Genomic DNA, 24,857 nt, shown 5'->3' with positions numbered 1-24,857 from the left:
GCAAAGAACCCGAAAAGGGTGTCCATATTGGTTACACCCTTTTTTCTTTAGACGTGGAGTTACTATGAATCAAATCGAGCTGATTCGTGCTTTACCCAAAGCCGAATTGCATGTGCATATTGAAGGGACATTTGAACCAGAACTGATGTTTGCTATTGCACAGCGTAATCAGATTCAGATTCCTTATCAATCTGTGGAAGAAGTGAAGCAAGCCTATAACTTCCATAATCTTCAATCATTTCTTGATATCTACTACGCTGGTGCAAACGTGCTGGTACATGAACAAGATTTTTATGATCTTGCTTGGGCATATTTCGAAAAATGTGCTGAAGATCGTGTGGTACATACCGAAATGTTCTTTGATCCGCAAACGCATACTGAGCGTGGGGTTGAGTTTGCAACCGTGTTGGCGGGGTTAAAACGTGCGTGTAAGGATGCTCAGGACAGATTAGGGATTAGTTCTCAATTGATCATGTGTTTCTTGCGTCATTTAAGCGAAGAAAAGGCCTTTGAAACGCTTGAGCAAGCTTTGCCATTCAAAGATGACATTATTGCAATTGGTCTGGACTCAAGTGAAGTCGGGCATCCACCATCGAAATTTGAACGTGTTTTTGCCAAAGCGCGTGAGGCAGGATTCTTGATTGTGGCGCATGCCGGTGAAGAAGGCCCACCAGAATATATCTGGGAAGCGTTAGATTTGCTGAAAGTGAATCGTATTGACCATGGCGTACGTTCAGAAGAGGACGAGCGTTTGATGACACGTTTAATTGCTGAAAAAATGCCTTTGACCGTGTGTCCTTTAAGTAATTTAAAACTCTGTGTCGTAAATGATATGGCTGATCACAACATCCGTCGTTTATTGCAGAAGGGTGTGCATGTCACTGTGAACTCGGATGATCCTTCGTATTTCGGTGGTTATATGAATGATAACTTTGTTGCAATTCAGCAGGCTCTGGATTTGAGCAATGATGAATTAAAACAATTGGCAATTAATTCTTTTGAGGCTTCATTCATTTCTGATGAAGAAAAACAAAAGTGGATTGCAGAAGTGAAAAAGATCTAAATTAAAAAAACCGCGTTAAGCGGTTTTTTTTAAAGCCTAAAATTTATTTAGGCTGGCGTAACATGCTAAGTAACACATTATCTTTATCAATCAGGTGATGTTTAATGGCAGCTAAAGCATGTCCAGCCACCAGTAAACCCGCAAACCAAGAGAGGTAGATGTGTAAAGGTTTTACAATGGCGAGCAAGTCTGGATTGTCTTGCACTAAGCGTGGAATTTCGAATAAGTACAAGACTGGTGCGGGATGCCCGGCACTCCAGCTAAATAAGCAGCCTGTAATTGGAAGTGCAAGCAGCATTAAATAAAGCAAGAAATGTCCAACATGTGCCAAGGTTTTCATCATTGGTGACATGGTATCGGGAAGTTGTGGGACAGGGTGGGTATAGCGCCAAAAAATACGGATAACGACCAGAAAGATAATGGTGGTGGCGATATTTTTATGTAGGGTAATCACATTGCCCTTAAGGCTTCCATCAACGTCATAACTGAGGAAGTTACCACTATAGAAACCAATCAACCAGGCGACAATGAAAATAGCAGCCATGAGCCAATGAATAACTTGTGCCGTGCGAGTGTAATATTGTGCTGAGCTTGACATTGCAACATCCTGGCTTTGTTATAGGTAATTATTTTTAATAATAGATATCCCGTTGAGGTTCTCCTACAGTGTAAATGTAACGGAGCGTTTTATGCTTGGAACGGTCAAAAGGGTAATCTTAAGTTATAATTGTTATATTATGTAAAGATTAGCTAGAGTCATATCATAAAATGTGCCGTTTAGGCACAATACGCCTGCCAAAATTTAGATACAGGTTAGAAATCATGAAAAAGTTGGTGCTTATAGTTGCCCCTGTTGTTTTAGCTTTAACAGGATGCGTTACGCCAAATGGCAGTAACTCTGCAGGAACAACTTCTCAGCAGCTTGGTATGGCTGCACTAAAAGTTGCTGTAAATGCAAAATGTATTAATGAAATCAATACTCTTCCAGCATGGAAGACAGCGACACGTTTGATGACAACCGAACAACGTGACAATATCCAGACTGAAGTATGTGGTTGTGTCAGCGAAAAAGCGCCAAATAGCGTTACAGCTGTTGAATTGGCTACTGCTGCAATTGATCCGACTGCACGTGCAACGATTGTGACTCAAGTAGTTTCACAGACCGTAAATGCTTGTGTTGCAGAGACGTTAAAGAAAGCAAGTTAAGCGGAAAAGGCTGAGTTATCAGCCTGCTTCTTGAAAATCACACATTGCGTAGAATGGATGTGTGAGAATGCTATGAGTACACCGAATAAAAGACCTGAAAATTGGTCAAATTTAATGTGCTCCAGCGCATATTTCAAAACCATATCTACAACGATAAGATTGACCAAGACTGAGTTAATTGGTTGGGCAGCATGTCTCTACCCAAGCTTATAGTGCATTTAATCACTTTGAATGTACTTCAACAGCACTAGTCAGGGTATGTATGGCTTTGTCATTTGATTTAAGGCCGGATAAAAATCTGAATAAGATGGAGATGGCTATGAGATATGTGAATTGAAGATGTGAATGGAAAGATGAAATGAGAGTTGCTGGTGTGGATGAGGCGGGGCGAGGCCCTTTGGTGGGTTCTGTTGTCGCTGCCGCAGTTATTTTAGATCCAAATAATCCGATTGAAGGTTTGAATGATTCTAAAAAGTTGACCGAAAAAAAACGGGAAAAGCTTTTTGTTGAAATTCAGGAAAAAGCACTTGCTTGGTCAATTGCCGAAGCAACTCATGCTGAAATTGATGAGCTCAATATTTTACAAGCCACTTTTCTGGCAATGCGTCGTGCAGTTGAAGCATTGGATACTCCACCCGTAAAAGTGATCGTGGATGGTAATCAAATTCCAAAAGGAATAACGATTCCATGTGAAGCGATTGTAGGAGGGGATGCCAGTCATGCAGAGATCAGTGCTGCAAGTATTTTGGCTAAAGTGACACGTGATCGTCAGATGCAAGAACTTGATCAGCAATTTCCAGATTATGGTTTTGCTAAACACAAAGGATATCCAACTAAAGCACACTTTGAAGCGATTGCGGCCCATGGTGTGATTGAGCAACATCGACGCAGCTATGGCCCAGTGAAGAAAGCTTTAGGGGTATAAAAATAATTAAAGCGACTAAGGATAGTCGCTTTAATTATTCGAGAAGAATTCTGCGCATTAACGATTGAAGTTATTATGACGAGGGAACTCGTTATTCTCTTCTTCATAAGAATGTTGATAATCTTGATCAAGATGTTGCAGATGCTCATGCATGGCACGTTCATGTTGGATGCGTTGGTAAATTTCCTCACGATGTACAGAGACTTCTTTTGGAGCATTTACACCAATACGCACTTGATTGCCTTTTACGCCAAGCACAGTAACACTGACTTGATCCCCAATCATTAATGTTTCTCCGACACGACGGGTCAGAATCAGCATGTTTATCTCCTTGCTAAACGCTTAAACTTGCGACAGGGAATTCATTGTTTGAAAGCACAGCCTAATATACAGAAAATTCTAACAGAAATATGTAAAAAACATTCTTTTTCGTAAGTTCTGTGAGAATTTTCTTAAAACCTCAGAGCTAATATAACAGAGCCACTATAAAAAAAACTATAGTGGCTCTGTTTTTTTTCTTATTTACTTGCGAGTAAATATGTTTAAGCAGCTAATAATTAAGCACGAGCGCTACTTTCACCGTGTTCACGATCTAGGCCAAAAGCTGTATGTAAACAACGAACTGCTAGCTCTAAATAGTTTTCTTCGATGATGACAGACACTTTGATTTCTGATGTAGAAATCATGAGAATATTAATGCTTTCTTCGGCTAAAGCAGTGAACATTTTACTCGCGACACCAGCATGAGAGCGCATACCTACACCGACGATTGATACTTTTACAATGTCGTCACGGGTCACAACTTCACAACCTTCAATGCTATTTGCTGTTTGTTCTAAAATCGCTTTTGCTTTCGCTAAGTCGTTGCGATTTACAGTAAAAGTAAAATCAGTTGTACCATCTTCTTCAACATTTTGGATAATCATATCCACTTCAATGTTGGCATCACTAATTGGTGACAAGATTTTAGACGCAATACCTGGTTCGTCTGGAACACCCAAAATTGTTAATTTTGCTTCGTCACGGTTAAATGCAATGCCTGCAATGATTGGTTGTTCCATGTCGTCTTCTGCCTCAGTGGTAATTAGTGTGCCTACATTTTGTTTGAAATCTTCGTCAAATGCACCATCGTTTTCATTATCAAAACTCGATAATACACGTAATGGAACTTGATATTTGCCTGCGAATTCAACAGAGCGAATTTGTAACACTTTTGAGCCTAAAGATGCCATTTCCAGCATTTCTTCAAAAGAGATACGGTCAACTTTTTTTGCTTTTGGTGCAACACGTGGATCAGTAGTGTAAACACCATCCACATCAGTATAGATTTGGCATTCATCTGCTTTCAAGGCTGCTGCAAGTGCAACACCAGAAGTATCAGAACCACCACGACCTAAAGTGGTGATATTGCCATTGGCATCATAACCTTGGAAACCAGCAACGACGATGACACGACCTGCATCTAAATCAGCCGTCATAACATCAGTATCAATTGATTCAATACGTGCTTTAGTAAACGCGCTGTCGGTTTTAATCCCAACTTGACGACCTGTATATGACTTCGCTTCTACGCCAATTGAATTCAGTGCCATTGCTAACATGGAAATCGTTACTTGTTCACCCGTTGACACCATTTGATCTAATTCACGTGGGTCAGGGGTGCTGGTAATGGCCTTGGCAAGCGCAAGTAGGCGGTTGGTTTCACCACTCATTGCTGAAACAACCACGACCACTTTGTGACCATGATCATGCCAACGCTTGACACGACGAGCAACATTTAAAATGCGCTCAGGAGTACCCATAGAAGTACCGCCATATTTCTGTACGATTAATGCCATAGTTGTTCCATATAAGCCATGACCCTGAGAGGCATCAGGGTCAGTTACACAAAAGTGAAGTCTTGATTATTGTTCAAGCCAAGCAGGTAATGCTGCAATCACTTGATCAAACTTCTCGTTTAGTGGCGCGCCACCTTGTGCTAAGTCAGGTTTGCCACCACCTTTACCACCTAGCTCTTGAGCCAAGTGTTTGATGATGTCACCTGCTTTTAGAGTTGCAGTATATTGTTTAGCGACAGAGGCGATTAAACTCACTTTATCACCTTCAACGCCAGCTAAAATAATGACTGCATCTTCCAATTTTGATTTCACGCTATCGTGCAAATTGCGTAATGATTTGGCATCTAAACCTTGTACCGTGGTAATCAACGTTTGACGACCGGCAATGTCTTTCACTTGATCCAGGAGTTCTGCTGCTTGGAAGCTGGCTAACTTTTGATTCAGTTGTTCGATTTGCTTTTGTAAGCTAGAAGCAGTTTCAACAATTGCTTCAACTTTTTCTACTGTTTGATCTTTCTGTGCTTTTAATAAGCCATTGATCGTTTGGATATCTGTTTCAGCTTTTTGAACGACTTCAAGTGCTTTAGTACCCGTCACGGCTTCAATACGACGAACGCCCGCAGCAACACCACCTTCAGAAGTGATTTTGAACAGGCCGATGTCACCTGTACGCTTCACGTGAATACCACCACACAGTTCGATTGAGAAGTTTTTCTCGTCAATTACTGAACCCATAGACAGTACGCGAACTTCTTCACCATACTTTTCACCGAACAGCATCATCGCACCTTTGGCTTTGGCTGTTTCGATATCAAGCAACTCAGTACTTACCGCAGTATTGGCAATAACTTCGGCATTGACTAAGCGCTCAATTTGTTGCAATTGTTCAAATGAAACAGGTTGGTCATTGGCAAAGTCAAAACGTAAAATATCGCTCGCAACCAAAGAACCTTTCTGCTGCACATGCGCACCTAGAATCTGGCGTAAAGCAGCGTGTAAGAGGTGAGTTGCAGAGTGGTTGCGTGCTGTTGCTGCACGAATATCCGCTTTAACCGTCGCGTCTACGTTCTGAGTCGCTTTGAGGTTACCCATAGTCACGATACCTTGGTGTACAAAAGCGCCACCAGATTTTTTAGTATCTTGAACTTCAAAGATACCAGTATCATTTTTGAATAGACCTGTGTCACCGATTTGACCGCCACTTTCTGCATAGAAAGGGGTTTGGTTCAATACGATAAGCGCTTCGTCGCCTTCATTGATTTCATCAACTTGAACGCCATCTTTATAGATTGCAACAATTTGACCTTGACCCTGAGTCGCATCATAGCCATCAAATTGAGTTTCGCCTTCAACTTTGACAATGCTGTTATAGTCAACTGCGAATTTACCTGCATCACGCGCACGTTGACGTTGTGCTGCCATCTCTACTTCGAAACCGGCTTCATCAATCGTCAGATCACGTTCACGTGCGATATCAGCTGTTAAGTCTGTCGGGAAGCCATAAGTATCGTAGAGTTTAAATACTGTTTCACCTGGAATGACAGTCCCTTTCAGTTGAGCCAATTCACCTTCGAGCAATTTTAAGCCTTGCTCAAGTGTTTTCGCGAATTGTTCTTCTTCTTTTAGCAATTGTGCTTCGATACGCGCTTGCTGTGCAGCAAGCTCTGGATAGGCATCGCCCATCACTTCAATCAGCGGTTGCAACATCTTATAGAAGAATGAACCGGTTGCGCCTAGCTTGTTACCATGACGGACCGCACGACGAATGATACGACGCAATACATAACCACGACCTTCGTTTGAAGGGTTAACACCATCAGCAATCAAGAATGAACATGAGCGAGCATGGTCAGCAATGACTTTTAATGAAGCTGGGTATTCAACTGGTTTATTTTGAGCTTTCGCTTCTGCTTCAATTGCAGTGGTATCTAGACCAATGATGTCAGCCGCAGCTTTTAATAAGTGTTGGAACAGGTCAATTTCATAATTTGAATTGACATGTTGCAGTACAGCCGAAATACGCTCCAAGCCCATACCTGTATCAACAGAAGGTGCTGGAAGAGGGTGCATGACACCATCTGCAGTACGGTTGAACTGCATGAAAACGTTGTTCCAGATTTCGATGAAACGGTCGCCATCTTCTTCAGGCGTGCCTGGTAAGCCACCCCAGATATGGTCTCCATGATCAAAGAAAATTTCAGAACATGGACCACATGGACCGGTGTCACCCATAGCCCAGAAGTTGTCTGATGCGTATTGACCACCTTTATTGTCACCAATACGGATAATACGTTCAGCATCGATTCCGATTTCTTTGTTCCAGATATCAAATGCTTCATCATCGGTGTGATAAACCGTGACATATAAGCGATCTTTCGGTAAGCCCAACCACTGTTCGCTGGTCAAAAATTCCCAAGCAAATTTCAGCGCATTTTGTTTGAAATAATCACCGAAAGAGAAGTTACCTAACATTTCAAAAAAGGTATGGTGACGTGCGGTATAACCGACATTGTCGAGGTCATTGTGTTTCCCGCCGGCGCGGACACACTTTTGTGATGAAACAGCACGTACATAATCGCGCTTTTCTAAACCTAAGAAGCAATCTTTAAACTGGTTCATACCAGCATTGGTAAACAGCAAAGTTGGGTCGTTGGCGGGAACCAGAGAACTCGAAGCGACACGTGTATGCCCTTGCGATTCGAAATAACGCAAAAATGCTTCACGGATTTCAGCTGATGTCATAAAGCGAGTACTCACAACCAAGACACTCCATAATTTTGAATTTGGCTATTTGCAACAAGGTACGTTGTGTCTAATGTTCTACAATCGAACCCAGTGCGTGGCATAGATTTTAAAAGTGCTAAATTATAACGGAAAATACCCGCCTCACCAACGATTTTACAAGCAATATCATATAAAACTGTGTTTAAGCTAAAAATCTATATTCAACAATGCGCTTGATGTTTTACCATATAGCATAGAAAAGATGATGTTTTGATGAAGAAGGACGTTACATGCAACGTATCGCTATCAATGGATTTGGTCGAATTGGTCGGAATGTATTACGTGCGTGGTTTGAGAGTCCTAAGCAATTTCAGTTTGATATCGTTGCCATTAATGATATTGCTGATGTGCAGACCTTGGTGCATTTATTCAAATATGACACCACGCATGGGCGTTTTGCCGGAAAAGTTGAGATTCAGATTGAAAACCAGCATATTTTTCTGAATATTCAGTCCAACCAACGCCAGTTAAAGCTACAGGTTTTTAAACAGGCCCAGCCTGAATTATTACCGTGGGCAGACTTAGATATTGATGTAGTACTTGAATGTACAGGTTTATTCCGCTCACGGGTTGATGCCACTCGTCATGTTGAAGCGGGTGCGAAGCGAGTGATTATTGGTGCTGCACCTTTTGATTCGGTCGATGCGGCGATTGTCTATGGTGTCAATCACAACGAGGTTAAAGCCTCAGATCAAATTATTTCTAGTGTTTCATGTACTACACAGGCATTGGTACCATTGGTCAAAATTATTGATGATGCCTTTGGTATTGATACGGCATTAATGACAGAAATCCATGCAGTTACGGCAGATCAATCGGTATTGGATCATGCGCATCGGGATTTACGTCGTGCACGTGCGTCTGGGCAAAATATTATTCCAACCACATCAAGTGCCTTGGGTGCATTGAAGCAGGTCATGCCGAAAATGGAAGATCGGATCAATGGTTATTCCATTCGTGTACCGACCATTAATGTGGCAGCGATTGATCTTACTTTTGTTTCACATTCGCCGATTACCGTGCATAAAATCAATGAAGTTTTGAGCAAAGCTGCACAATTTGATTATGCGCAGATTATGCAAGTGACAGATGAAGATCTGGTTTCGAGTGACTTTAATCATTCACCGTATTCTCTAATTGTTGATTTAACCCAGACCATGGTGGTGGGGCATCAAGCAAAAGTTTTTGCGTGGTATGATAATGAATGGGGATATGCAAATCGCTTGCTGGATTTGTGTGAATCTTTTTGTAATTAATATTTTAAATAAGATATAAATAATAATGTGGGGTATTGCATGACATTGATGTTGGTTTGGGGATTTATTGCTGTTTTATTGTTGGCGGTGGCTTTTTTATTCTGGTTTCAGTTTAAAAGCGTAGACGTACGAAACCAAGATGTTCAGGTGCAACAACTTGAAGAAAAAGTACTGCATCTGGAATTACACCTGAAAAAGAGTCTGGAAATCATGCAGGATCTCGCTAAGAAGATGCATGTACAACAAGAGGTACTAGATCGCACTGTAGTCAATATTACTGCTTTAGAAAAACAAAATGTTGAGCTGGTGAATGTTTTGGAGGTGTTGATACAGACACCTAAAAATCTTAAAGATGATAGCTAAGTTTAAAATTTGAATCTTGAGACTTAGTGTTTAGTAGTAAAAATAAGCTCATTTGTAAGATTATGTGGAGCGAAACCCAAGGTGGAACTTAAGTAGGTTCTATTTTTAATATAATACTAATAAAAATAAGGGGATTAAATTGATCAATATAAATGGGAAAACAAAGTTAATCGTTTTAATTGGTGATCCGATTGAAAAAGCTAAAACGCCAGAGTTGATGAATCAATTATTAGCAAATAGAGGATTGCTGGGAGAATATATTGCAATTGGTTTTCACATCTCTCCAGAACATTTAAAGGATGCAATAGACGGCATCAAAAAAATTCATAACTTTGTTGGAGCAGTTGTGACCATGCCATATAAACAGCAGATTATTTCTTTAATTGATTCATATGAAAGTGAAGTAAAGTTTATCGAAGCATGCAATCTAATCTACCGTCAGCCAGATGCAAGTTTGCATGGATATAACTTTGATGGAGTTGGTTTTGTTGCAGGTCTGAAAAGCAACGGATATGTATTGAAAAATAAGCGCTGCGTTTTGATGGGTGCTGGTGGAGCTGCTTCAGCAATTGCATATGCCTTATTGGCTGAAGAATGTTTGGAACTCAATATTTTGAATCGCTCTCATGAACGGGCTGAAAAATTAAAACATCATCTACAGGCGAAATTTAAAAATATTAAGATCAAAATTAATGAAAAAGTGGTTGAGCATTTTGATTTGCTTATTAATGCAACTCCGCTTGGCATGAATGAAGCAGATCCATTGCCAACGACAGAAGATATAATTAAAAAAGCAAAAATGGTGGCAGAATGTGTTGTAACAGTTGAAAAAACAAAGTTATTAACGCTGGCTGAGCAACACACCCAAATACATTTTGGAAAAGCCATGCTTGAGGGACAGCTCAGTTTAATGCTTGAATTATTTATGCAGAAAAGATGTTGAAAATATGATTTTAAAATTTATACAGCTAAATCCAGATTAGTCTAAATTTTTTGTGCATGGTATTCACTAACGTGTTAGACTTAGAGAAATCGGGCGTACTCCCGATTTTTTTATGTGGTTGCTTTTTGTGTGGATGCTTCCACATTGAACAGATTTTAGGTTTGGAACATGGCCATTTCAGAGACATGGTTGCTCCCTGACGGGGTAGCAGATGTATTGCCAGAACAAGCGCAAGTGGTTGAAACCTTGCGTCGAGAAGCGTTAGATTTCCTCGCAGTTCGAGGTTATCAATTGGTGTATACACCATTTATTGAGTATATCGAATCGCTCTCGTTACTTTCAGAATCTAATCAAGATTTGGATTTAGTTACATTCAAAGTCATTGATCAGCTTTCAGGTCGTCTACTTGGTGTTCGTGCGGATATGACACCGCAAGTGGCACGTATCGATGCTCATGTACGCCCAGTTGAAGGCGTAGCGCGTTATTGCTATGCAGGTTCAGTCTTGCATACTAAACCACAGAATTTTAATGCAACACGTGCACCATTACAGTTAGGTGCAGAGTTGTATGGTCATGACAGCATTGAGGCTGATGTTGAAATGATCAATGTCATGCTCGCATTAATTGAGCATACCCATACTTTAGAAGGGGCTCACTTAGACCTCGGTCATGTCGGTTTATTCCGTAGTTTGGTGAAACGTGCTGGTTTAAATAAAAATACAGAAAGTGAACTTTCTGATTTATATCAGCGTAAAGCATTGCCAGAGCTTGAGGCGTTTACCCAAGATTTAGCAATGGGTACGGATTTTTATGCATTAGGTCGTTATGCAAGTGACCTTGATGCATTACAGGCGCATTTAAGCCAAGATATTTTAAGCGATGTTGATTTTAAAACTGCATTGGATGCATTGAAATCGACATTGGCGCAAATCCAGTCGCGTTGGTCTGACCTCAATGTTGGCATCGACGTAGTGGAGTTGCGTAGTTATCACTACCATACAGGTTTGATGTATGCCATCTATGCACCAAATCGTGCAGCACCACTGGCACAAGGTGGGCGTTATGATGGTATTGGTGAGCACTTTGGTCGTGCCCGTCCAGCAACCGGTTTTAGTTGTGATTTATATGCTTTAGGTGCAACTCAGTTTGTTGAAATTGAAACTGTAGTTGCCCCAAAAGGCCAAGACCAAGATTTATTAAATGCAATTGTAGATGCGCGTAGCCAAGGTTTACGTGTGGTGCAATTGTTAGGTAATGATGATTTAAGCTCAGTGCCTTATGCGACCCATCAGTTGGTGTCTCAAAACGGGCAATGGGTGATTGAAAAAATTTAATTGCCAAGTCACTCAAGACTTGGTTTCCAATTTTAACAGCATGATGTAATGAGGCTATTATGGGCAAAAATGTTGTGGTACTTGGTACCCAATGGGGCGACGAAGGAAAAGGTAAAATCGTCGACCTGCTCACAGATCAAGCGGCTGCGGTAGTTCGCTATCAAGGCGGACACAACGCAGGACATACTCTTGTCGTAGGTGGTAAGAAGACTGTATTACACCTCATTCCATCAGGTATTTTACGTGAAAACGTATTGTGCTTAATTGGCAATGGTGTCGTTCTTTCTCCTGAAGCATTAATTAAAGAAATGGCGATTTTGGAACAAGAAGGCGTACCTGTTAAGGAGCGTTTACGTGTTTCTCCAAACTGTCCATTAATCTTGCCAAACCACATCGCGCTTGACCAAGCACGTGAGAAAAAACGTGGCAATGCCAAAATTGGTACGACAGGTCGTGGTATCGGCCCTGCATATGAAGACAAAGTTGCACGACGTGCGGTACGCGTCGCAGATTTGATTCGTGGCGGTGCATTGCTTGAAGAAAAACTCAAGGAAATGCTTGAGCTTCATAACTTCCAGCTTTCTCAATTCTATGGTGTTGACGAAGTTAAGTTTGAAGATGTTCTTGCACTTTGTAATGAATGGCGTGAAGTGCTTGCACCATTAGTCATTGACGTGACTAAAGTGTTACATGATTACCGTAAAGAAGGTAAGGCAATCATGTTTGAGGGCGCACAAGGTTCATTGCTTGACATCGATCATGGTACTTATCCATTTGTAACCAGTTCAAATACCACTGCGGGTGGTGTAAGCTCTGGTTCAGGTATGGGGCCATTGCATTTAGACTATGTATTGGGTATCACTAAAGCTTATACAACACGTGTCGGTGCAGGTCCATTCCCAACTGAGTTGCACTATGATGCAGCAACAGATACTGGCGATGCGATTGGTCGTCACTTAGGTACGGTTGGTCATGAATTTGGTGCATCTACTGGCCGTCAACGTCGTTGTGGTTGGTTCGATGCTGAGATCCTACGTCGTTCAGTTGAAGTGAACTCATTGTCTGGTATTTGCTTAACTAAACTTGATGTACTAGATGGTTTGGAAGAAGTAAAAATCTGTGTCGGTTATGAAGATGTGGATTCAGGTTGTGCAGGTTCTTCTGATGCGATTTCATTCGAAAGCTTGAAACCTATCTATGAAACCATGCCGGGCTGGAGCGAGTCGACTGTTGGCTTGACTCAAATCGAGCAACTTCCTGCAAATGCATTGGCATATGTGCGCCGTATCGAAACTTTAATTGGTTGCCCAATTGATATCGTTTCTACAGGCCCTGACCGTGCAGAAACAATCGTATTACGTCATCCGTTTTCAGCATAAGCTGAGTCGATGATAAAAAAGCTCTCATCATTTTGAGGGCTTTTTTTATGGGGAAAATTTCAAGTGAGAGGTTAGGGTGTGACTCTGAAACTGATTGCTGAAGACTTTATTCAACCAGAACATATTGATAGGGTTTTACCGCTTTATCAGGAACTGATTGAGAAAACTAGAACCGAAGCAGGATGCATTGCTTATGATCTTTATCATGATCATAAGCAAAGAGGACATTTTGTTTTTATTGAAGAATGGATAAATCGTGAAGCACTGGATTTACATGTGCAATCTGAACATTTCCAAAGATTAGTGCCGCAAATTGATCAATATCAAGTACAGATAGGGCGTTTTACCCATCTACATCGTTTTGAGGTTTTATTGCCCCATAAAGAAACTAAGTAATTTAATTGAGTTCTTGATCCCAAACCAGCAATAGCAAAAAAACAGCTTTGAATTCCCATCTTTATTATTTCACAGCCTGAAAAATCCTCGTTATATTAGCTTTACGTTCAAACAAAGAGGGTTTTAATAATGACCAAAAAGAGAATTCGCTACAATGGCTATGAATTGGCGTGCCGATGTTGATTTAAATCTAAGCGCTTAAAAAGGTACAAACCAATTTTGATCAAGGCGGGGAGAGAGGTTGGTTTGAACATTTAAACAATAATAATACTGAGTGTTTGATAATAAAATTTATAAAAAATCGAAGAGAACCGAAAGGTTCTCTTTTTTATTAGGATTATTGTTCAATCTCTTTCACTGCATTGTAGACCGCTGCAGGTTCAATATTGAGGATTTTTTTACCGAAGCTTCTGAGCCACCACACCAGTTGCGAGGTGAACGGGACTGTTGCGGAAACCTCAACAATATTCTCCTCTAGGGATTGAATGATTTGATCTCTGCTCAGTTGGCTTTCGTAGAAGCTTTTGGCCGTACTTTCGCTCATGGTCAGCTTTAACTGGATCTGTTCGGTTGGTTTATTGTAGTCAACGCGGAAACCGAGTGCACCCGATTCGATATAGCTATCAAGCTCAAAATTGACAGGGTGCAAGGCGCGGCTTTCCAATACAGTTGCAGCCTTAAAACGATGTAATGCAAAAGTTTGCACTTCAGTTTTATCGTTTCGGGTACAAATCAAATAAATCACTGCACCTTTTTGAACTAAAGCCAATGGATTCAAAATATAAGTTTTATCTTCACCTTGATGAGTTCGTGCACGATAAATACATTCGATCTGTTTGTCTTGCAATAAGCCTTCATAAATTGCCTGTTGCGCATGTTTATCGACCACAGGCGGGATTAAAGGTTGTGTCGCCGGTACAATACGGACACGGTTGATCCATTGTCTAACATTGTTTTGCGTTGATAGGCTACGTTTGGCCAGATCGAACCAAGGTGTCATTTCTTCTAATAAACTGGGGGGAAGCAAGTGGCGCAAATGTTCTTCGACCATCATAAAAGTGACGGCTTGTGAGCTGGTCATATGTGGCAAGCTCTGAATTGGTGCATCGGAGCGCCAACGCCAGCCTTGTGGTACGGTTTTATTGCTTTCAATAGGGAATCGTTGAGCAATTTGGTTTAAATCACGCTGAATGGTACGCAAGCTGATATCAATGCCTTCACGTTCTAATATTTCTTGTAATTCACGTGTGCCCATCCATTTCCCTGTCGAAAGACGAGATAAAATTTGCCATTGGCGATATAGGCTATTGGAGGTTTCTTTTTCTTGTACGGATGACATAAGCGTAATACGTAATTTAATGATCTAAAGCAGACACAATAAAAAAACTCTCCCTATTTATCAAGTCTATCGGATACGGATTACGTATTTACGACTGAAATGGGTATGCTTTTGCATAAATATTCTAAGTCTGGTTGAAAATTGATCGTTTTATATAAGTGGCATTGAAATTGCTTTTACTAAATATAGATAAATGATGAGACGAGGTTTTTTATGTCAGAACAAGAACACAACCTACATGTCAGCACAGATTATTATGCACCAGAACAGAATGCAGCGGTCGCCGTTGACAGGTCTACATTTATTCCAAAGTTCAATGTGACCAGTAATTTATTTGAACAGCTTAAATCACAATTTTTTAATGAAATGTTGGATGACAAAAGCTTTAACGGTGAAGCATCGAAAAAAATTGAACAGTGGTTGAGTATTCGTAGTCTTGAAGACTTAAAAACGTTAGAGGCACAGGCAAAGCAGCATTTTCTCTACCAAGGAATCACTTTTAATGTTTACGGTGATCAAGCAGGTGCAGAACGAACCATTCCATATGATCTGATTCCTCGTGTGATTGAAAAGAAGCAATGGGAACAGATTGCCGCAGGTTGTGAGCAACGAGTGAAAGCGCTGAACTTGTTTTTAGATGATATTTATCATGGCCAGCATATTCTAAAAGAAGGATTGATTCCTGAACAGCAAGTCATTGCCCATGAAGCTTTTCAACCGCATATGTTAAAACACCAGCTTAAAGGAAAGATCTATTCACAAATCAGCGGCATTGACATTATTCGCGATGGTCAGGGTGATTTCTTTGTCTTGGAGGATAATTTACGGACGCCCTCAGGAGTATCTTATATGCTGGAAAGCCGAAAAATCAGCCAGAAATTGATGCCAGATCTATGTAGCAGCAATAATTTGCAGGGCATTGAGCAATATCCAAGTTTGTTAAAAGCGGTTCTGGAAGAAAATGCTTATGTTGATCAGCCTATGATTGTCGTGCTCACCCCAGGCCGTTTTAACAGTGCCTATTACGAGCATTCATTTTTAGCCCGTGAAATGGATGTGCCATTGGTGACCAGTCGAGATCTGTTCGTCGAGGATGAGAAAGTTTTTGTCAAAACCATCCGTGGCCGTCAGCAGGTCGATGTGATTTACCGCCGCGTTGATGATGATTTCCTTGATCCACTGAGTTTTAGACCTGACAGCAGTCTGGGCGTAGCAGGTTTAATGTCTGCTTATCTACAACATAATGTAGTGATTGCTAATGCACCAGGAACTGGGGTTGCGGATGATAAATCCATTTACCCTTATGTCGATCAAATGATTCAATTCTATTTAGGTGAAACATCGATTTTAAATAATGTACCCACCTATCAATGTCGAGATGCTGACCAGCTGGATTATGTATTGGCCAATATCGAAAAATTGGTGATTAAAGAGGCGCAAGGTTCGGGTGGCTATGGCATGTTGATTGGCCCTCAAGCAGATCAAGAGCAAATTGACGGATTTAGACAAAAACTCATCGAGACGCCACATTTATATATAGCACAACCGACTTTGGCACTTTCTGTTGCGCCAACGCTAACTACTGAAGGGGTTGCAGAGCGGCATATTGATTTGCGTCCATTTGTTTTAAGTTCACCTTATCGAACCGAAATTGTACCTGGTGGATTAACAAGGGTCGCTATGCAGGCAGGTTCACTTGTTGTTAACTCCTCTCAGGGGGGAGGCATTAAAGATACATGGGTGGTTGAAACCTTACGTTCCTAAATGATATGCCATCGTCTGAATGATGAAATAAGACAGTGTTGTGGCGTTATAACAAATATATAGGAGGAGATGTATGCTTTTACTGAGTTCAAGTGCTCAACATATTTATTGGTTAGGACGTTATTTGTTTCGTATCGGTCATGTGGCTGGGCAATTGCCTTTTGTTGATAATCTTCAGGCCACAGATTTTGCACAGGCACTTTGTTTGCATATTGCTGATGCCGAGAGCTTGAATTATTTTATGTTGGATCGGCAGCAACCCTACTCTTTATTAAGCCAACTTGAGATTGCGCGTGACAATATTCAAGAATTGAGGGGGTTGTTATCTGCTCAGGCCTATGCTGAGTTGAATTATCTGCTTAAAAATACAGTAGCGGATGGCTTGGCGATTCAAAGTGTCGTGCAAAGCTGCTGTGATATTCTAAGCAAGGAGCAAGAAGAAATCTTTTTATTCTTTCATATTGGGCAAAGTATGGAGCAAATAGATACACATTTCAGATTTCAATACAATGTGCCTGAAGTATTTGAAGCTATTGATCCTGAAATAGAGCAGTTATTTCAGTTGGGATGGCAGGATTTACAACCAAGTTGGGAGATATTGAAAGATCAGCCTTATTTGAATCAGTTTTATGCATTTACTTATAAGTTGGAAAATCAATTTGAGGCATCCTCATGAAACTTATGGTCAATCATCAGACACATTATCGTTATACGGAGGTTGCGAGGAATAGTGTCCAGTCGATTAAAATGATGCCGCAGAGTTCACGGCATCAGCATATTGAAAACTGGCAGATCAGCGTGCCTGGGCAATATTCCTGTCAGCGCGATGCATTTAATAATTTGTGGATTACGGCAACGCAGCGCCATGATTATCGTTATTTAACCATCATGGCACAGGGGGTAGTTGATCTACACCCAACTGAGTTGGGTCATGCAGAAACGAATGTATCGCCGATGCTATTTCTACAGCGTACAATGATGACATGTTGTGATTTGACCATGTCGGACTTTGCTCATTCGTTTGTTAAGCTAAAAGATCGCCAGCATTTGATTGTGTTAGCAGAAAAGATTTTGCAGCAAGTCCCATATCAACCAGAAACGACTTCGGTAACCACCTCGGCGATTGATGCTTTTTATGCAGGGCAGGGAGTGTGTCAGGATCATACGCATATCTTCATTGCCATGTGTCGTGCTTTACAGTTGCCAGCACGTTATATATCGGGTTATATCTATGATGAAAACCAACCGCACCTTGCCAGTCATGCATGGGCTGAGGTTTTTGTGGAGAATGAATGGTATTGTTTTGATATCAGTAACCAGATATTTACACCCCAAAATCATATTTATGTTGCGGTCGGGCGCGACTATTTAGATGTAGCACCAGTGCGAGGTATTCGCGAGCAAGGTGGGGTGGAAAGTATGATGTCTGTGGTACAAGTTTTGGCATGTTAAGTATAAAGAGAGAAAGATGACCTATTGTTGTGCATTAAGATTAGAGCAAGGTTTGGTATTGATTAGCGATACTCGAACCAATGCCGGGGTCGATCATATTTCTGTATTTCGTAAGTTGCATACTTTTGGGGTAGAAGGTGAGCGTTTTATTGCGCTACAAACATCGGGCAATCTGGCAACGACTCAGGCTGTGATTGGACATTTGCAAAATGCTTTGGCCTTGCATCAAGAACCAAACTTATATAGTGCCAATACCATGTTTGAGGTGACTGAGCTAGTTGGTAAAACCTTACGTAAGGTGCTAGAGGATATTACCACTGATACTCAGGAGCAAATGAATTACTCATGCAGTATTTTGGTAGGGGGGCAGATTAAAGGCGAAGAGATGCAGCTATATAATGTCTATCCACAAGGGAATTTTATTTGTGCAACCACGGATACACCTTATTTTCAAATTGGTGAAAGTAAATATGGTAAGCCTATTCTGGATCGTGCCTTGTACTATGATATGCCGCTGGATGATGCGTTACGTTGTTCATTGATTTCTTTTGATTCGACATTACGTTCCAATGTATCGGTTGGTTTACCCCTAGATGCTTTGGTTTACCATAAAGACAGTTTTAAAATTCCAGAGGGTAAGCGCATAGGGGAAGATGACCCATACTTTACGCAGATCAGTAAACAATGGTCAGAGACTTTACGCCGTGGTTTGCAAGAGCTGCCCAAGCCAACTGCCGATTATGGTTTGTAAATCATGACTCGCTCTCAGACTGATAACGATGTTTGTTTGAGAGGGAGTTATTTAAACCCTTGAAATGTTCTTGCTTAGAAGACGATCCAGTGACAGGATGGTGGGCCGAGTTGTGATCAGTATGGCAAGAACAAACATATACAACAGGTCGTGCACATAGAAGAACCAACTCAGCCAGCTCATAGCATCTAAGCCATTAGGAATGGTATGTATGCCAACGGTGTATAAAGCGGTCATGCAGATCACAAACAGTAAAATGCTGCTGATTTGAGTAAATAAACCGATAATCAACAATAAACCTGCGAGCATTTCTGTGGCAGAAACAAAGCTACTCATGATTTCTGGAAAAGGAATGCCAGCTCCGGTGATGGTTTCCAGCATAATCAATCGGTTTTTCTCTACGAAAAGCTTATTGAATCCCGTGCTAAAGAAAAAAATGCCGATTGAAATTCTTATTAGAAATAGCACGAATTGCTGAATCGGCATTTTATAGAGCGGATTATCGTAAACCAGTTTGAGCATTCGATTCTGGAATGGTTAAAACCATATTAGAGATAAAACACAGAAAATGATCAAGTGGTATTTAGTGATCTAGTTGCCGTATAGGACGGGCAGTTAGGCGGCAAAGCAGCTCGTAGCCTAGAGTTCCATTCGCTGCTGCAACCTCATCAACCAAGCGAGATTGCCCCCAGAGTTCAACTTTTGTGCCAACTTCGGCATCCACATTGCTGATATCAATGGCGATCATGTCCATACTGACACGGCCAACAACAGGGACAAGTTGTTGATTGATCGCAACAAAGTTTTGTTTGATATAAGTCCGTGGATAGCCATCCCCATAGCCAATTGAAACAATCGCAATTTTTGTTGGGCATGTGGCTGAATAGGTTGAACCATAACCGACAAATTCCCCTTGTTGAATCTGATTCAGTGCAATGATTTCGGCACTAAAGGTCATGACGGGCTTTAGATCAAGCTCATGCACATTTTTATCGGCAAAGGGAGACGCGCCGTAAAGCATAATACCCGGGCGTACAAAATCAAAATGTAGTTCGGGATATTTATAAATTGCAGCTGAATTACAACAAGATACCAAGATGGGTTCGCAGGCCTGCTTTACCTGTAAGAACTGTTGTTTCTGTTGCTCGTTTAAAGGATGCTCTACATCGGCATTGGCAAAATGCATGGCCAGTACACAAGTAAAACCTTCAGTTTTTAAGCGATGAATGACTTTAATAATTTCATCTACTTTAAAACCTAAACGGTTCATTCCGCTGTTTAGCTTGACCCAAACTTTTAGGCCTAATGCATTGTAAGCCGTTTTATGTTGAATCAACCATTCAACTTGTTGAGTGTGATGAACGATACATTCGAGTTTCTGTTCAATGACTTGTGCCATTTCATCTTCAGAGAATACACCCTCAATCAGGGTAATGGGTTGAGTATATCCCAGTTGCCTGATTTCCAAGGCTTCTTCTAAGCAGGCGACACCAAAAGCGTCCGTGGCCTCAAGGGCGGCTAAACAGTTTTTAACTCCATGTCCGTAGGCATTGGCTTTGACCATACTGACAATTTTTGAATGTGGAGCAAGTTGTTTAACACGGTTTAAATTATATTGCAGTGCGTTACTGTCAATATAAACTGTAGCTTGGCGCACCCTGAGTTCTCCTTTGGGTCGACTTGAAACATATATAAAGCAGGAATCGTTTAGATATTATTCGTCATCTTCATACTGAGCATAGAACTCAGGCGAGAGGTTACTAAAACGGGTATATTGACCTTCGAAGGCAAGGCGCACACTACCAATAGGGCCGTTACGCTGTTTACCGATAATGATTTCGGCAGTACCTGCTTCTTTTGATTCTTTGTTATAGACTTCATCACGGTAAATAAACATGATTAAGTCGGCATCCTGCTCGATCGCACCCGATTCACGTAAGTCTGACATCACAGGACGTTTGTTTGGTCGGTTCTCCAAACTACGGTTTAACTGAGACAGTGCAATGACAGGACATTGCATCTCTTTGGCAAGTGCTTTTAAGCTTCGTGAAATTTCCGAGATCTCACCCACACGGTTATCACCCATACCTGGGACTTTCATCAGCTGTAAATAGTCGACCATGATACAGCCGATTTTACCATCATGCATTTTAGCCACACGACGTGCACGCGCACGAAGTTCGGTAGGTGGGAGGGCAGATGAGTCATCGATGTAAAGATGCATTTCTTGTAGCTGAAGAATGGTTCCTGTGACTTTGGTCCATTCATCGGCATCCAGATTACCTGAACGTAAATGTCCTTGATGGACTTTACCCATGGCAGAAATCAAACGCATCGCAATCGAGTCTGCTGGCATCTCCATAGAGAATACTAGTGCAGGTAGGCGGTTATATTGCAGTACACTTTCGACAAGGTTCATCGCGAATGTGGTTTTACCCATCGATGGACGTGCCGCGACAATAATTAAGTCGCCGGGTTGCATGCCTGAAGTTTTATTGTCCAGCTCTAGGAACCCAGTGGTTAAACCGGTAATGTTACCATCGAGTTTAGATAGTTCATCTAATTTGGTAATCACATCAGCAGTCACAGAGCTGATGGATTTTGGTCCAGAATCTTTTTTATTGTTGTTGTGCTGTTCCGCCAAAGAGAAAATACTGGTTTCTGCTAAATCAAGAATTTCGCTGACTGGACGACCTTTAGTGTCATAGGCATTTTGTAAAATATCACTGCTGATCTTGATCATGTTACGCAGCGTTGAGAACTCTTTGATTTTATTTGCATAAATTTCAAGATTGTAGAAGCTTGAAGGAGAGTCTGCCATCAATTGCATCAGGTATTCTTCACCACCAATAGCATCGAGCAAATTCTGTTTGAGTAACCAGTCATTCACTAAAACTGCATCATAAGGCGAGTTCTCTTGTGCTAGTTTCTCAATGGCACGATAAATATATTTGTGACGTGTGGCATAAAAATCATTTTCTTTGAGTAAGTCACTGACTTGTTCGAATGATTCGGCAACTGTCATCAAAGCAGCTAAAACAGCTTGCTCAATGGCAAGATTATGCGGTGGGGTGCGGAATTCTTTTAGTTGACCAGAGTCATTCACTTTACTCTCTGTGTTTGGAGCATTTTTGGAAAAATTGGCATTCGCCTGTGACATAACAAGACCTAATAAAAAGATGAAACCCTAACGACTGACTATCTTAATCCAAATGGAAGCTATCGGGACAATTTAATTCAGGGAAAATTGTGTAAGCGATGCAATAGCACAATAGATAGTCATATATGTGATTGCATCGACGCTTGTGATTTTGAGGATGGTCTTGAATTAAGGTTTTACAAACCAGTCTTGTTCAAAGCGTCCGTTTTTAAAACGGTATGCTGAAAGACCATAGCGAAGATTATTTTTTTGTGCATCTTTAACAAAGCCCGTGTCTTTGCCTAAAGAATAGAGGAAAGCATCAAGCAAGAGTAGGGTAGCATCGATAAACCACCAGAAACCTAAGCCGCCAAAGGTGATCAATTTTAGAATACCACTGGTTTTCTTGCCGAGATAGAAACGATCTATTCCGAAGAAACCTAAAAACATGGCGAGTATTAAAGCAATGATACGATTTTTCTTTTGCATATAGGGCCCTATTAGAGAAAAATAATTATATAAATTTAATTTAGAGTTAGATTTTCTGTATTTAATTAGACATAAAAAAAGAGCATGTAAAACATGCTCTTTTTCTTTGCAGAAATTACTCAGATACGATAGTAACGAGAACTTCAGCAACAACATCATGATGCAATTGGATTGCGATGTTGAATTCACCAGTGTGACGAAGCGCACCGTTTGGTAAACGAACTTCTGCACGGTCAACAACAAGACCAGCATTCGTTAAAGCATCAGCGATGTCACGAGTACCGATAGAACCGAATAGTTTACCTTCGTCACCAGCTTTCGCAGTGATTACGATGTTAACTTCGTTCAATTGTTCAGCACGTGCATTCGCAGCAGCTAATACTTCAGCTTCTTGCTTCTCAAGTTCAGCACGACGAGCTTCAAAAGCAGCAGTGTTTGCTTCAGTTGCAGCTACAGCTTTACCTTGAGGGATCAAGAAGTTACGACCGTAACCAGCTTTAACTGATACTTTGTCGCCTAATTTACCAAGGTTCTTAATGCGTTGTAATAAGATAACGTCCACAGCTCACCTCACTTACTTATGGTTGTCAGTGTACGGAATCAAAGACAAATAGCGAGCTTGTTTAATAGCTAACGCTAATTGACGTTGATAACGAGCTTTAGTACCTGTAATACGGCTAGGAACAATCTTGCCGTTTTCAGTGATGTACTGTTTTAAAGTGTCGATATCTTTGTAGTCGATGTACGCAACATTCTCAGCTGTAAAGCGGCAGAACTTGCGACGACGGTAAAAACGTGCCATTGATGTTCTCCTTATTCAGCTTCTTGAACTGCTTGTTGTGCTTCTTCACGTTGAGCTTTACGCGCACGTTTTTCTTCAGCACTCTTAGCAAGTAAAGATTCTTCAGTAATTGCGTGTTCACGACGGATGATGATGTTACGAATGATTGCATCGTTATAACGGAACAATTCTTCTAATTCATCAAGAGTCGTTTGACCACATTCAACATTCATAAGAATGTAGTGTGCTTTGTGAATTTTGTTAATCGGGTAAGCCAATTGGCGGCGGCCCCAATCTTCTAAACGGTGAATTTGACCTTCAGCTTCTTTGATCTGAGAGATATAGCGTTCAACCATACCTACAACTTGATCGCTTTGGTCTGGATGTACCAATAGTACGATTTCGTAGTGACGCATTGTCAGCTCCTTACGGTTTAAGCAGCCCCTGATTATAAAAATCAGAAGCAAGGAGTCATAACTTAAAAGTTATGTCGCAAATTGCGAAGCGGGGATTATATTCAAATTGACGCTATAAAGCAAATCTGGCGTGGTCTTGATTTTTAGTTTTTGGGTATAGCCGTGAAAAAAAGCGAGGTAGGTTGGATCGGATTGAAAACAAAATGATCTTGTGGTAAGTAACCACCGATTTTAATGTGAGAAAATAAAAATCACGAGGGAGGGGAAGATTTCATTTAGGCAATAAAGAAGCGAATGTTTTTATTGCACGAAATGATTACAGCGAGGGAGAATAAAAAGATAGAGCATTCTCTATCTTTTTAAAAAAGAGGGAGGAATGGTGCAGGGCTTTTAAAGGTAAAACTAAAGCTTAGACTGATAACAGTAACGAGAATTACTGAGAAAAGGAAAAAGCGTTTTGCCCAAAGCTGATCATCTTTAGCTTTGAATCCTAAAATACCGATATAGAGCCAATAAATACATAGTGCATTACAGATGACCAGGAAAATGATGTTGGTATATCCATAAACATACAGTGCATTCATTGCAACGCTAAATAAAATCACATAAATCACGGATTCGATTTTCGTTCTCAAAATAGAGCGCGCTACAGGTAAAATTGGAATTCCTGCATTTTTGTAATCATCAAAACGATAAATTGCAATGGCCCAGGAATGTGGCATTTGCCATAAAGCATATGCAACAAAGATCAGGAGTGCCGCAACATCGAACTGATGACTTACAGCCGTATAACCAATAACAGGAGGACTCGCTCCAGAAATACTACCAATGACGGTCTGATGGATGGTGGTGCGTTTGCTCCACAAACTATAAAAACCGACATAGACGACAAAACCAATGACAGCAAATAAAAAAGCATAGCCATTCACATAGAACCAAAGAATGCTAAAACCAATTACGCCTAAAACCCATGCATAAGACATGGCAACAGTCGGAGAAATCGTTTTTTGCACAAGGGCACGGTTCATGGTGCGTTGCATTTTTTGATCGATGTCTTGATCAATTACATTATTGACGACGCAACCTGAAGCAACAACAAAAGTTGTTCCGAGTAGGGTCAGTAATAATAAGAGGCAGTCTATAGAGCCTTGGGCGGCTAAGAAGAAGCCGCCCAAGGTGGTAATAAAATTACCGAAGAGAATTCCTGGTTTAGTCAGGAATAAGTACTTTTTCCACAT

Annotated in this window: 26 protein-coding genes; 13 read left to right on the top strand and 13 right to left on the bottom strand. The window is 40.9% G+C overall.

Features of this window, described 5'->3' with window-relative positions; all coding sequences use genetic code 11:
* The first annotated feature begins 64 nt into the window (after nucleotides 1-64).
* Nucleotides 65-1,063 (top strand): adenosine deaminase, encoded by a 999-nt coding sequence (locus tag F895_RS06475; protein ID WP_005242396.1) that lies wholly within the window; start codon nucleotides 65-67, stop codon nucleotides 1,061-1,063.
* A 43-nt stretch (nucleotides 1,064-1,106) separates the two neighbouring features.
* Here F895_RS06475 and F895_RS06480 read toward each other — a convergent pair whose 3' ends face one another.
* On the bottom strand, nucleotides 1,107-1,661 hold the full coding sequence (locus F895_RS06480) for a cytochrome b (RefSeq protein ID WP_005242394.1): 555 nt from the start codon (nucleotides 1,659-1,661) through the stop codon (nucleotides 1,107-1,109).
* A gap of 224 nt (nucleotides 1,662-1,885) precedes the next feature.
* Between F895_RS06480 and F895_RS06485 the strand changes: the two genes are divergently transcribed.
* On the top strand, nucleotides 1,886-2,269 hold the full coding sequence (locus tag F895_RS06485; protein WP_005242392.1) for a hypothetical protein: 384 nt from the start codon (nucleotides 1,886-1,888) through the stop codon (nucleotides 2,267-2,269).
* 358 nt (nucleotides 2,270-2,627) lie between these two features.
* Complete coding sequence (gene rnhB / locus F895_RS06490) at nucleotides 2,628-3,194, top strand: ribonuclease HII (protein ID WP_005242390.1); 567 nt, start codon at nucleotides 2,628-2,630, stop codon at nucleotides 3,192-3,194.
* A 57-nt stretch (nucleotides 3,195-3,251) separates the two neighbouring features.
* On the opposite strand, the gene csrA is transcribed toward rnhB, so the two are convergent.
* The 3 genes from csrA to alaS form a co-directional block, all read right to left on the bottom strand.
* A complete protein-coding gene (gene csrA / locus F895_RS06495) occupies nucleotides 3,252-3,515 on the bottom strand; it encodes a carbon storage regulator CsrA (protein WP_004654447.1) in 264 nt (87 codons plus the stop codon).
* A gap of 236 nt (nucleotides 3,516-3,751) precedes the next feature.
* On the bottom strand, nucleotides 3,752-5,032 hold the full coding sequence (locus F895_RS06500; RefSeq protein WP_005242387.1) for an aspartate kinase: 1,281 nt from the start codon (nucleotides 5,030-5,032) through the stop codon (nucleotides 3,752-3,754).
* Between the two features lie 66 nt (nucleotides 5,033-5,098).
* On the bottom strand, nucleotides 5,099-7,789 hold the full coding sequence (alaS, locus tag F895_RS06505; RefSeq protein WP_171057815.1) for an alanine--tRNA ligase: 2,691 nt from the start codon (nucleotides 7,787-7,789) through the stop codon (nucleotides 5,099-5,101).
* Between the two features lie 257 nt (nucleotides 7,790-8,046).
* On the opposite strand from alaS, the gene F895_RS06510 reads away from it, so the two are divergent.
* The 6 genes from F895_RS06510 to F895_RS06535 all read left to right on the top strand — a co-directional run bounded on the left by F895_RS06510 (nucleotide 8,047) and on the right by F895_RS06535 (nucleotide 13,488).
* Nucleotides 8,047-9,072, top strand: a complete 1,026-nt coding sequence (locus F895_RS06510; RefSeq protein WP_005242383.1) for a type I glyceraldehyde-3-phosphate dehydrogenase — start codon at nucleotides 8,047-8,049, stop codon at nucleotides 9,070-9,072.
* Between the two features lie 39 nt (nucleotides 9,073-9,111).
* Nucleotides 9,112-9,435: a hypothetical protein gene (locus F895_RS06515; protein ID WP_005242381.1), complete on the top strand. Its 324-nt coding sequence runs from the start codon at nucleotides 9,112-9,114 to the stop codon at nucleotides 9,433-9,435.
* Between the two features lie 139 nt (nucleotides 9,436-9,574).
* Nucleotides 9,575-10,378, top strand: a complete 804-nt coding sequence (locus F895_RS06520; protein ID WP_005242379.1) for a shikimate dehydrogenase family protein — start codon at nucleotides 9,575-9,577, stop codon at nucleotides 10,376-10,378.
* 168 nt (nucleotides 10,379-10,546) lie between these two features.
* On the top strand, nucleotides 10,547-11,713 hold the full coding sequence (locus F895_RS06525) for an ATP phosphoribosyltransferase regulatory subunit (protein WP_005242376.1): 1,167 nt from the start codon (nucleotides 10,547-10,549) through the stop codon (nucleotides 11,711-11,713).
* Nucleotides 11,714-11,772: 59 nt separating this feature from the next.
* On the top strand, nucleotides 11,773-13,092 hold the full coding sequence (locus F895_RS06530) for an adenylosuccinate synthase (protein WP_005242374.1): 1,320 nt from the start codon (nucleotides 11,773-11,775) through the stop codon (nucleotides 13,090-13,092).
* Between the two features lie 78 nt (nucleotides 13,093-13,170).
* Nucleotides 13,171-13,488, top strand: a complete 318-nt coding sequence (locus tag F895_RS06535; protein ID WP_005242372.1) for a putative quinol monooxygenase — start codon at nucleotides 13,171-13,173, stop codon at nucleotides 13,486-13,488.
* Nucleotides 13,489-13,825: 337 nt separating this feature from the next.
* On the opposite strand, the gene F895_RS20170 is transcribed toward F895_RS06535, so the two are convergent.
* Nucleotides 13,826-14,827, bottom strand: a complete 1,002-nt coding sequence (locus F895_RS20170) for a helix-turn-helix transcriptional regulator (protein ID WP_005242370.1) — start codon at nucleotides 14,825-14,827, stop codon at nucleotides 13,826-13,828.
* Between the two features lie 213 nt (nucleotides 14,828-15,040).
* Here F895_RS20170 and F895_RS06545 point away from each other — a divergent pair, with 213 nt between their 5' ends.
* The 4 genes from F895_RS06545 to F895_RS06560 all read left to right on the top strand — a co-directional run bounded on the left by F895_RS06545 (nucleotide 15,041) and on the right by F895_RS06560 (nucleotide 18,794).
* A complete protein-coding gene (locus F895_RS06545; RefSeq protein WP_005242366.1) occupies nucleotides 15,041-16,591 on the top strand; it encodes a circularly permuted type 2 ATP-grasp protein in 1,551 nt (516 codons plus the stop codon).
* Between the two features lie 73 nt (nucleotides 16,592-16,664).
* Nucleotides 16,665-17,267, top strand: a complete 603-nt coding sequence (locus tag F895_RS06550) for an alpha-E domain-containing protein (RefSeq protein ID WP_005242365.1) — start codon at nucleotides 16,665-16,667, stop codon at nucleotides 17,265-17,267.
* Nucleotides 17,264-18,043 carry a transglutaminase family protein gene (locus F895_RS06555; protein WP_005242364.1) on the top strand — a complete coding sequence of 260 codons (780 nt, stop codon included), beginning with the start codon at nucleotides 17,264-17,266 and terminating at the stop codon, nucleotides 18,041-18,043. The genes F895_RS06550 and F895_RS06555 overlap by 4 nt, the downstream gene beginning before the upstream one ends.
* 16 nt (nucleotides 18,044-18,059) lie before the next feature.
* Nucleotides 18,060-18,794: a proteasome-type protease gene (locus F895_RS06560; RefSeq protein ID WP_005242361.1), complete on the top strand. Its 735-nt coding sequence runs from the start codon at nucleotides 18,060-18,062 to the stop codon at nucleotides 18,792-18,794.
* Nucleotides 18,795-18,845: 51 nt separating this feature from the next.
* Here F895_RS06560 and F895_RS06565 read toward each other — a convergent pair whose 3' ends face one another.
* The 8 genes from F895_RS06565 to cyoE all read right to left on the bottom strand — a co-directional run bounded on the left by F895_RS06565 (nucleotide 18,846) and on the right by cyoE (nucleotide 24,857).
* Entirely contained in the window at nucleotides 18,846-19,316 is a 471-nt protein-coding gene (locus F895_RS06565) for a DoxX family protein (RefSeq protein WP_005242348.1), read from the bottom strand.
* A 61-nt stretch (nucleotides 19,317-19,377) separates the two neighbouring features.
* Nucleotides 19,378-20,451: an alanine racemase gene (alr, locus tag F895_RS06570; RefSeq protein ID WP_005242347.1), complete on the bottom strand. Its 1,074-nt coding sequence runs from the start codon at nucleotides 20,449-20,451 to the stop codon at nucleotides 19,378-19,380.
* Nucleotides 20,452-20,508: 57 nt separating this feature from the next.
* Nucleotides 20,509-21,954 (bottom strand): replicative DNA helicase, encoded by a 1,446-nt coding sequence (gene dnaB, locus F895_RS06575; protein WP_005242346.1) that lies wholly within the window; start codon nucleotides 21,952-21,954, stop codon nucleotides 20,509-20,511.
* 168 nt (nucleotides 21,955-22,122) lie between these two features.
* Nucleotides 22,123-22,422 (bottom strand): TM2 domain-containing protein, encoded by a 300-nt coding sequence (locus F895_RS06580; RefSeq protein WP_005242342.1) that lies wholly within the window; start codon nucleotides 22,420-22,422, stop codon nucleotides 22,123-22,125.
* A gap of 115 nt (nucleotides 22,423-22,537) precedes the next feature.
* Entirely contained in the window at nucleotides 22,538-22,984 is a 447-nt protein-coding gene (rplI, locus tag F895_RS06585) for a 50S ribosomal protein L9 (RefSeq protein WP_004654410.1), read from the bottom strand.
* A gap of 12 nt (nucleotides 22,985-22,996) precedes the next feature.
* On the bottom strand, nucleotides 22,997-23,224 hold the full coding sequence (rpsR, locus tag F895_RS06590) for a 30S ribosomal protein S18 (protein ID WP_000090661.1): 228 nt from the start codon (nucleotides 23,222-23,224) through the stop codon (nucleotides 22,997-22,999).
* Between the two features lie 11 nt (nucleotides 23,225-23,235).
* Nucleotides 23,236-23,619 (bottom strand): 30S ribosomal protein S6, encoded by a 384-nt coding sequence (gene rpsF, locus F895_RS06595; protein WP_004638540.1) that lies wholly within the window; start codon nucleotides 23,617-23,619, stop codon nucleotides 23,236-23,238.
* Nucleotides 23,620-23,978: 359 nt separating this feature from the next.
* Nucleotides 23,979-24,857 carry a heme o synthase gene (gene cyoE / locus F895_RS06600; protein WP_005242339.1) on the bottom strand — a complete coding sequence of 293 codons (879 nt, stop codon included), beginning with the start codon at nucleotides 24,855-24,857 and terminating at the stop codon, nucleotides 23,979-23,981.

Origin of the sequence: Acinetobacter sp. CIP 64.2 (assembly GCF_000369645.1) — a bacterium.
Classification (GTDB): Bacteria; Pseudomonadota; Gammaproteobacteria; order Pseudomonadales; family Moraxellaceae; genus Acinetobacter.
Note: the sequence above shows the minus strand (reverse complement) of the source record. Positions and strands in the feature narration are given on the sequence as shown.

Excerpts from the sequence above, each read along its gene's own strand:
- F895_RS06475 (WP_005242396.1), top strand. The coding sequence starts at position 65 with ATGAATCAAATCGAGCTGATTCGTGCTTTACCCAAAGCCGAATTGCAT.
- F895_RS06480 (WP_005242394.1), bottom strand. The coding sequence starts at position 1,661 with ATGTCAAGCTCAGCACAATATTACACTCGCACGGCACAAGTTATTCAT.
- F895_RS06485 (WP_005242392.1), top strand. The coding sequence starts at position 1,886 with ATGAAAAAGTTGGTGCTTATAGTTGCCCCTGTTGTTTTAGCTTTAACA.
- rnhB (WP_005242390.1), top strand. The coding sequence starts at position 2,628 with ATGAGAGTTGCTGGTGTGGATGAGGCGGGGCGAGGCCCTTTGGTGGGT.
- csrA (WP_004654447.1), bottom strand. The coding sequence starts at position 3,515 with ATGCTGATTCTGACCCGTCGTGTCGGAGAAACATTAATGATTGGGGAT.
- F895_RS06500 (WP_005242387.1), bottom strand. The coding sequence starts at position 5,032 with ATGGCATTAATCGTACAGAAATATGGCGGTACTTCTATGGGTACTCCT.
- F895_RS06510 (WP_005242383.1), top strand. The coding sequence starts at position 8,047 with ATGCAACGTATCGCTATCAATGGATTTGGTCGAATTGGTCGGAATGTA.
- F895_RS06515 (WP_005242381.1), top strand. The coding sequence starts at position 9,112 with ATGACATTGATGTTGGTTTGGGGATTTATTGCTGTTTTATTGTTGGCG.
- F895_RS06525 (WP_005242376.1), top strand. The coding sequence starts at position 10,547 with ATGGCCATTTCAGAGACATGGTTGCTCCCTGACGGGGTAGCAGATGTA.
- F895_RS06530 (WP_005242374.1), top strand. The coding sequence starts at position 11,773 with ATGGGCAAAAATGTTGTGGTACTTGGTACCCAATGGGGCGACGAAGGA.
- F895_RS20170 (WP_005242370.1), bottom strand. The coding sequence starts at position 14,827 with ATGTCATCCGTACAAGAAAAAGAAACCTCCAATAGCCTATATCGCCAA.
- F895_RS06545 (WP_005242366.1), top strand. The coding sequence starts at position 15,041 with ATGTCAGAACAAGAACACAACCTACATGTCAGCACAGATTATTATGCA.
- F895_RS06550 (WP_005242365.1), top strand. The coding sequence starts at position 16,665 with ATGCTTTTACTGAGTTCAAGTGCTCAACATATTTATTGGTTAGGACGT.
- F895_RS06555 (WP_005242364.1), top strand. The coding sequence starts at position 17,264 with ATGAAACTTATGGTCAATCATCAGACACATTATCGTTATACGGAGGTT.
- F895_RS06560 (WP_005242361.1), top strand. The coding sequence starts at position 18,060 with ATGACCTATTGTTGTGCATTAAGATTAGAGCAAGGTTTGGTATTGATT.
- F895_RS06565 (WP_005242348.1), bottom strand. The coding sequence starts at position 19,316 with ATGCTCAAACTGGTTTACGATAATCCGCTCTATAAAATGCCGATTCAG.
- dnaB (WP_005242346.1), bottom strand. The coding sequence starts at position 21,954 with ATGTCACAGGCGAATGCCAATTTTTCCAAAAATGCTCCAAACACAGAG.
- F895_RS06580 (WP_005242342.1), bottom strand. The coding sequence starts at position 22,422 with ATGCAAAAGAAAAATCGTATCATTGCTTTAATACTCGCCATGTTTTTA.
- rpsR (WP_000090661.1), bottom strand. The coding sequence starts at position 23,224 with ATGGCACGTTTTTACCGTCGTCGCAAGTTCTGCCGCTTTACAGCTGAG.
- rpsF (WP_004638540.1), bottom strand. The coding sequence starts at position 23,619 with ATGCGTCACTACGAAATCGTACTATTGGTACATCCAGACCAAAGCGAT.
- cyoE (WP_005242339.1), bottom strand. The coding sequence starts at position 24,857 with ATGTGGAAAAAGTACTTATTCCTGACTAAACCAGGAATTCTCTTCGGT.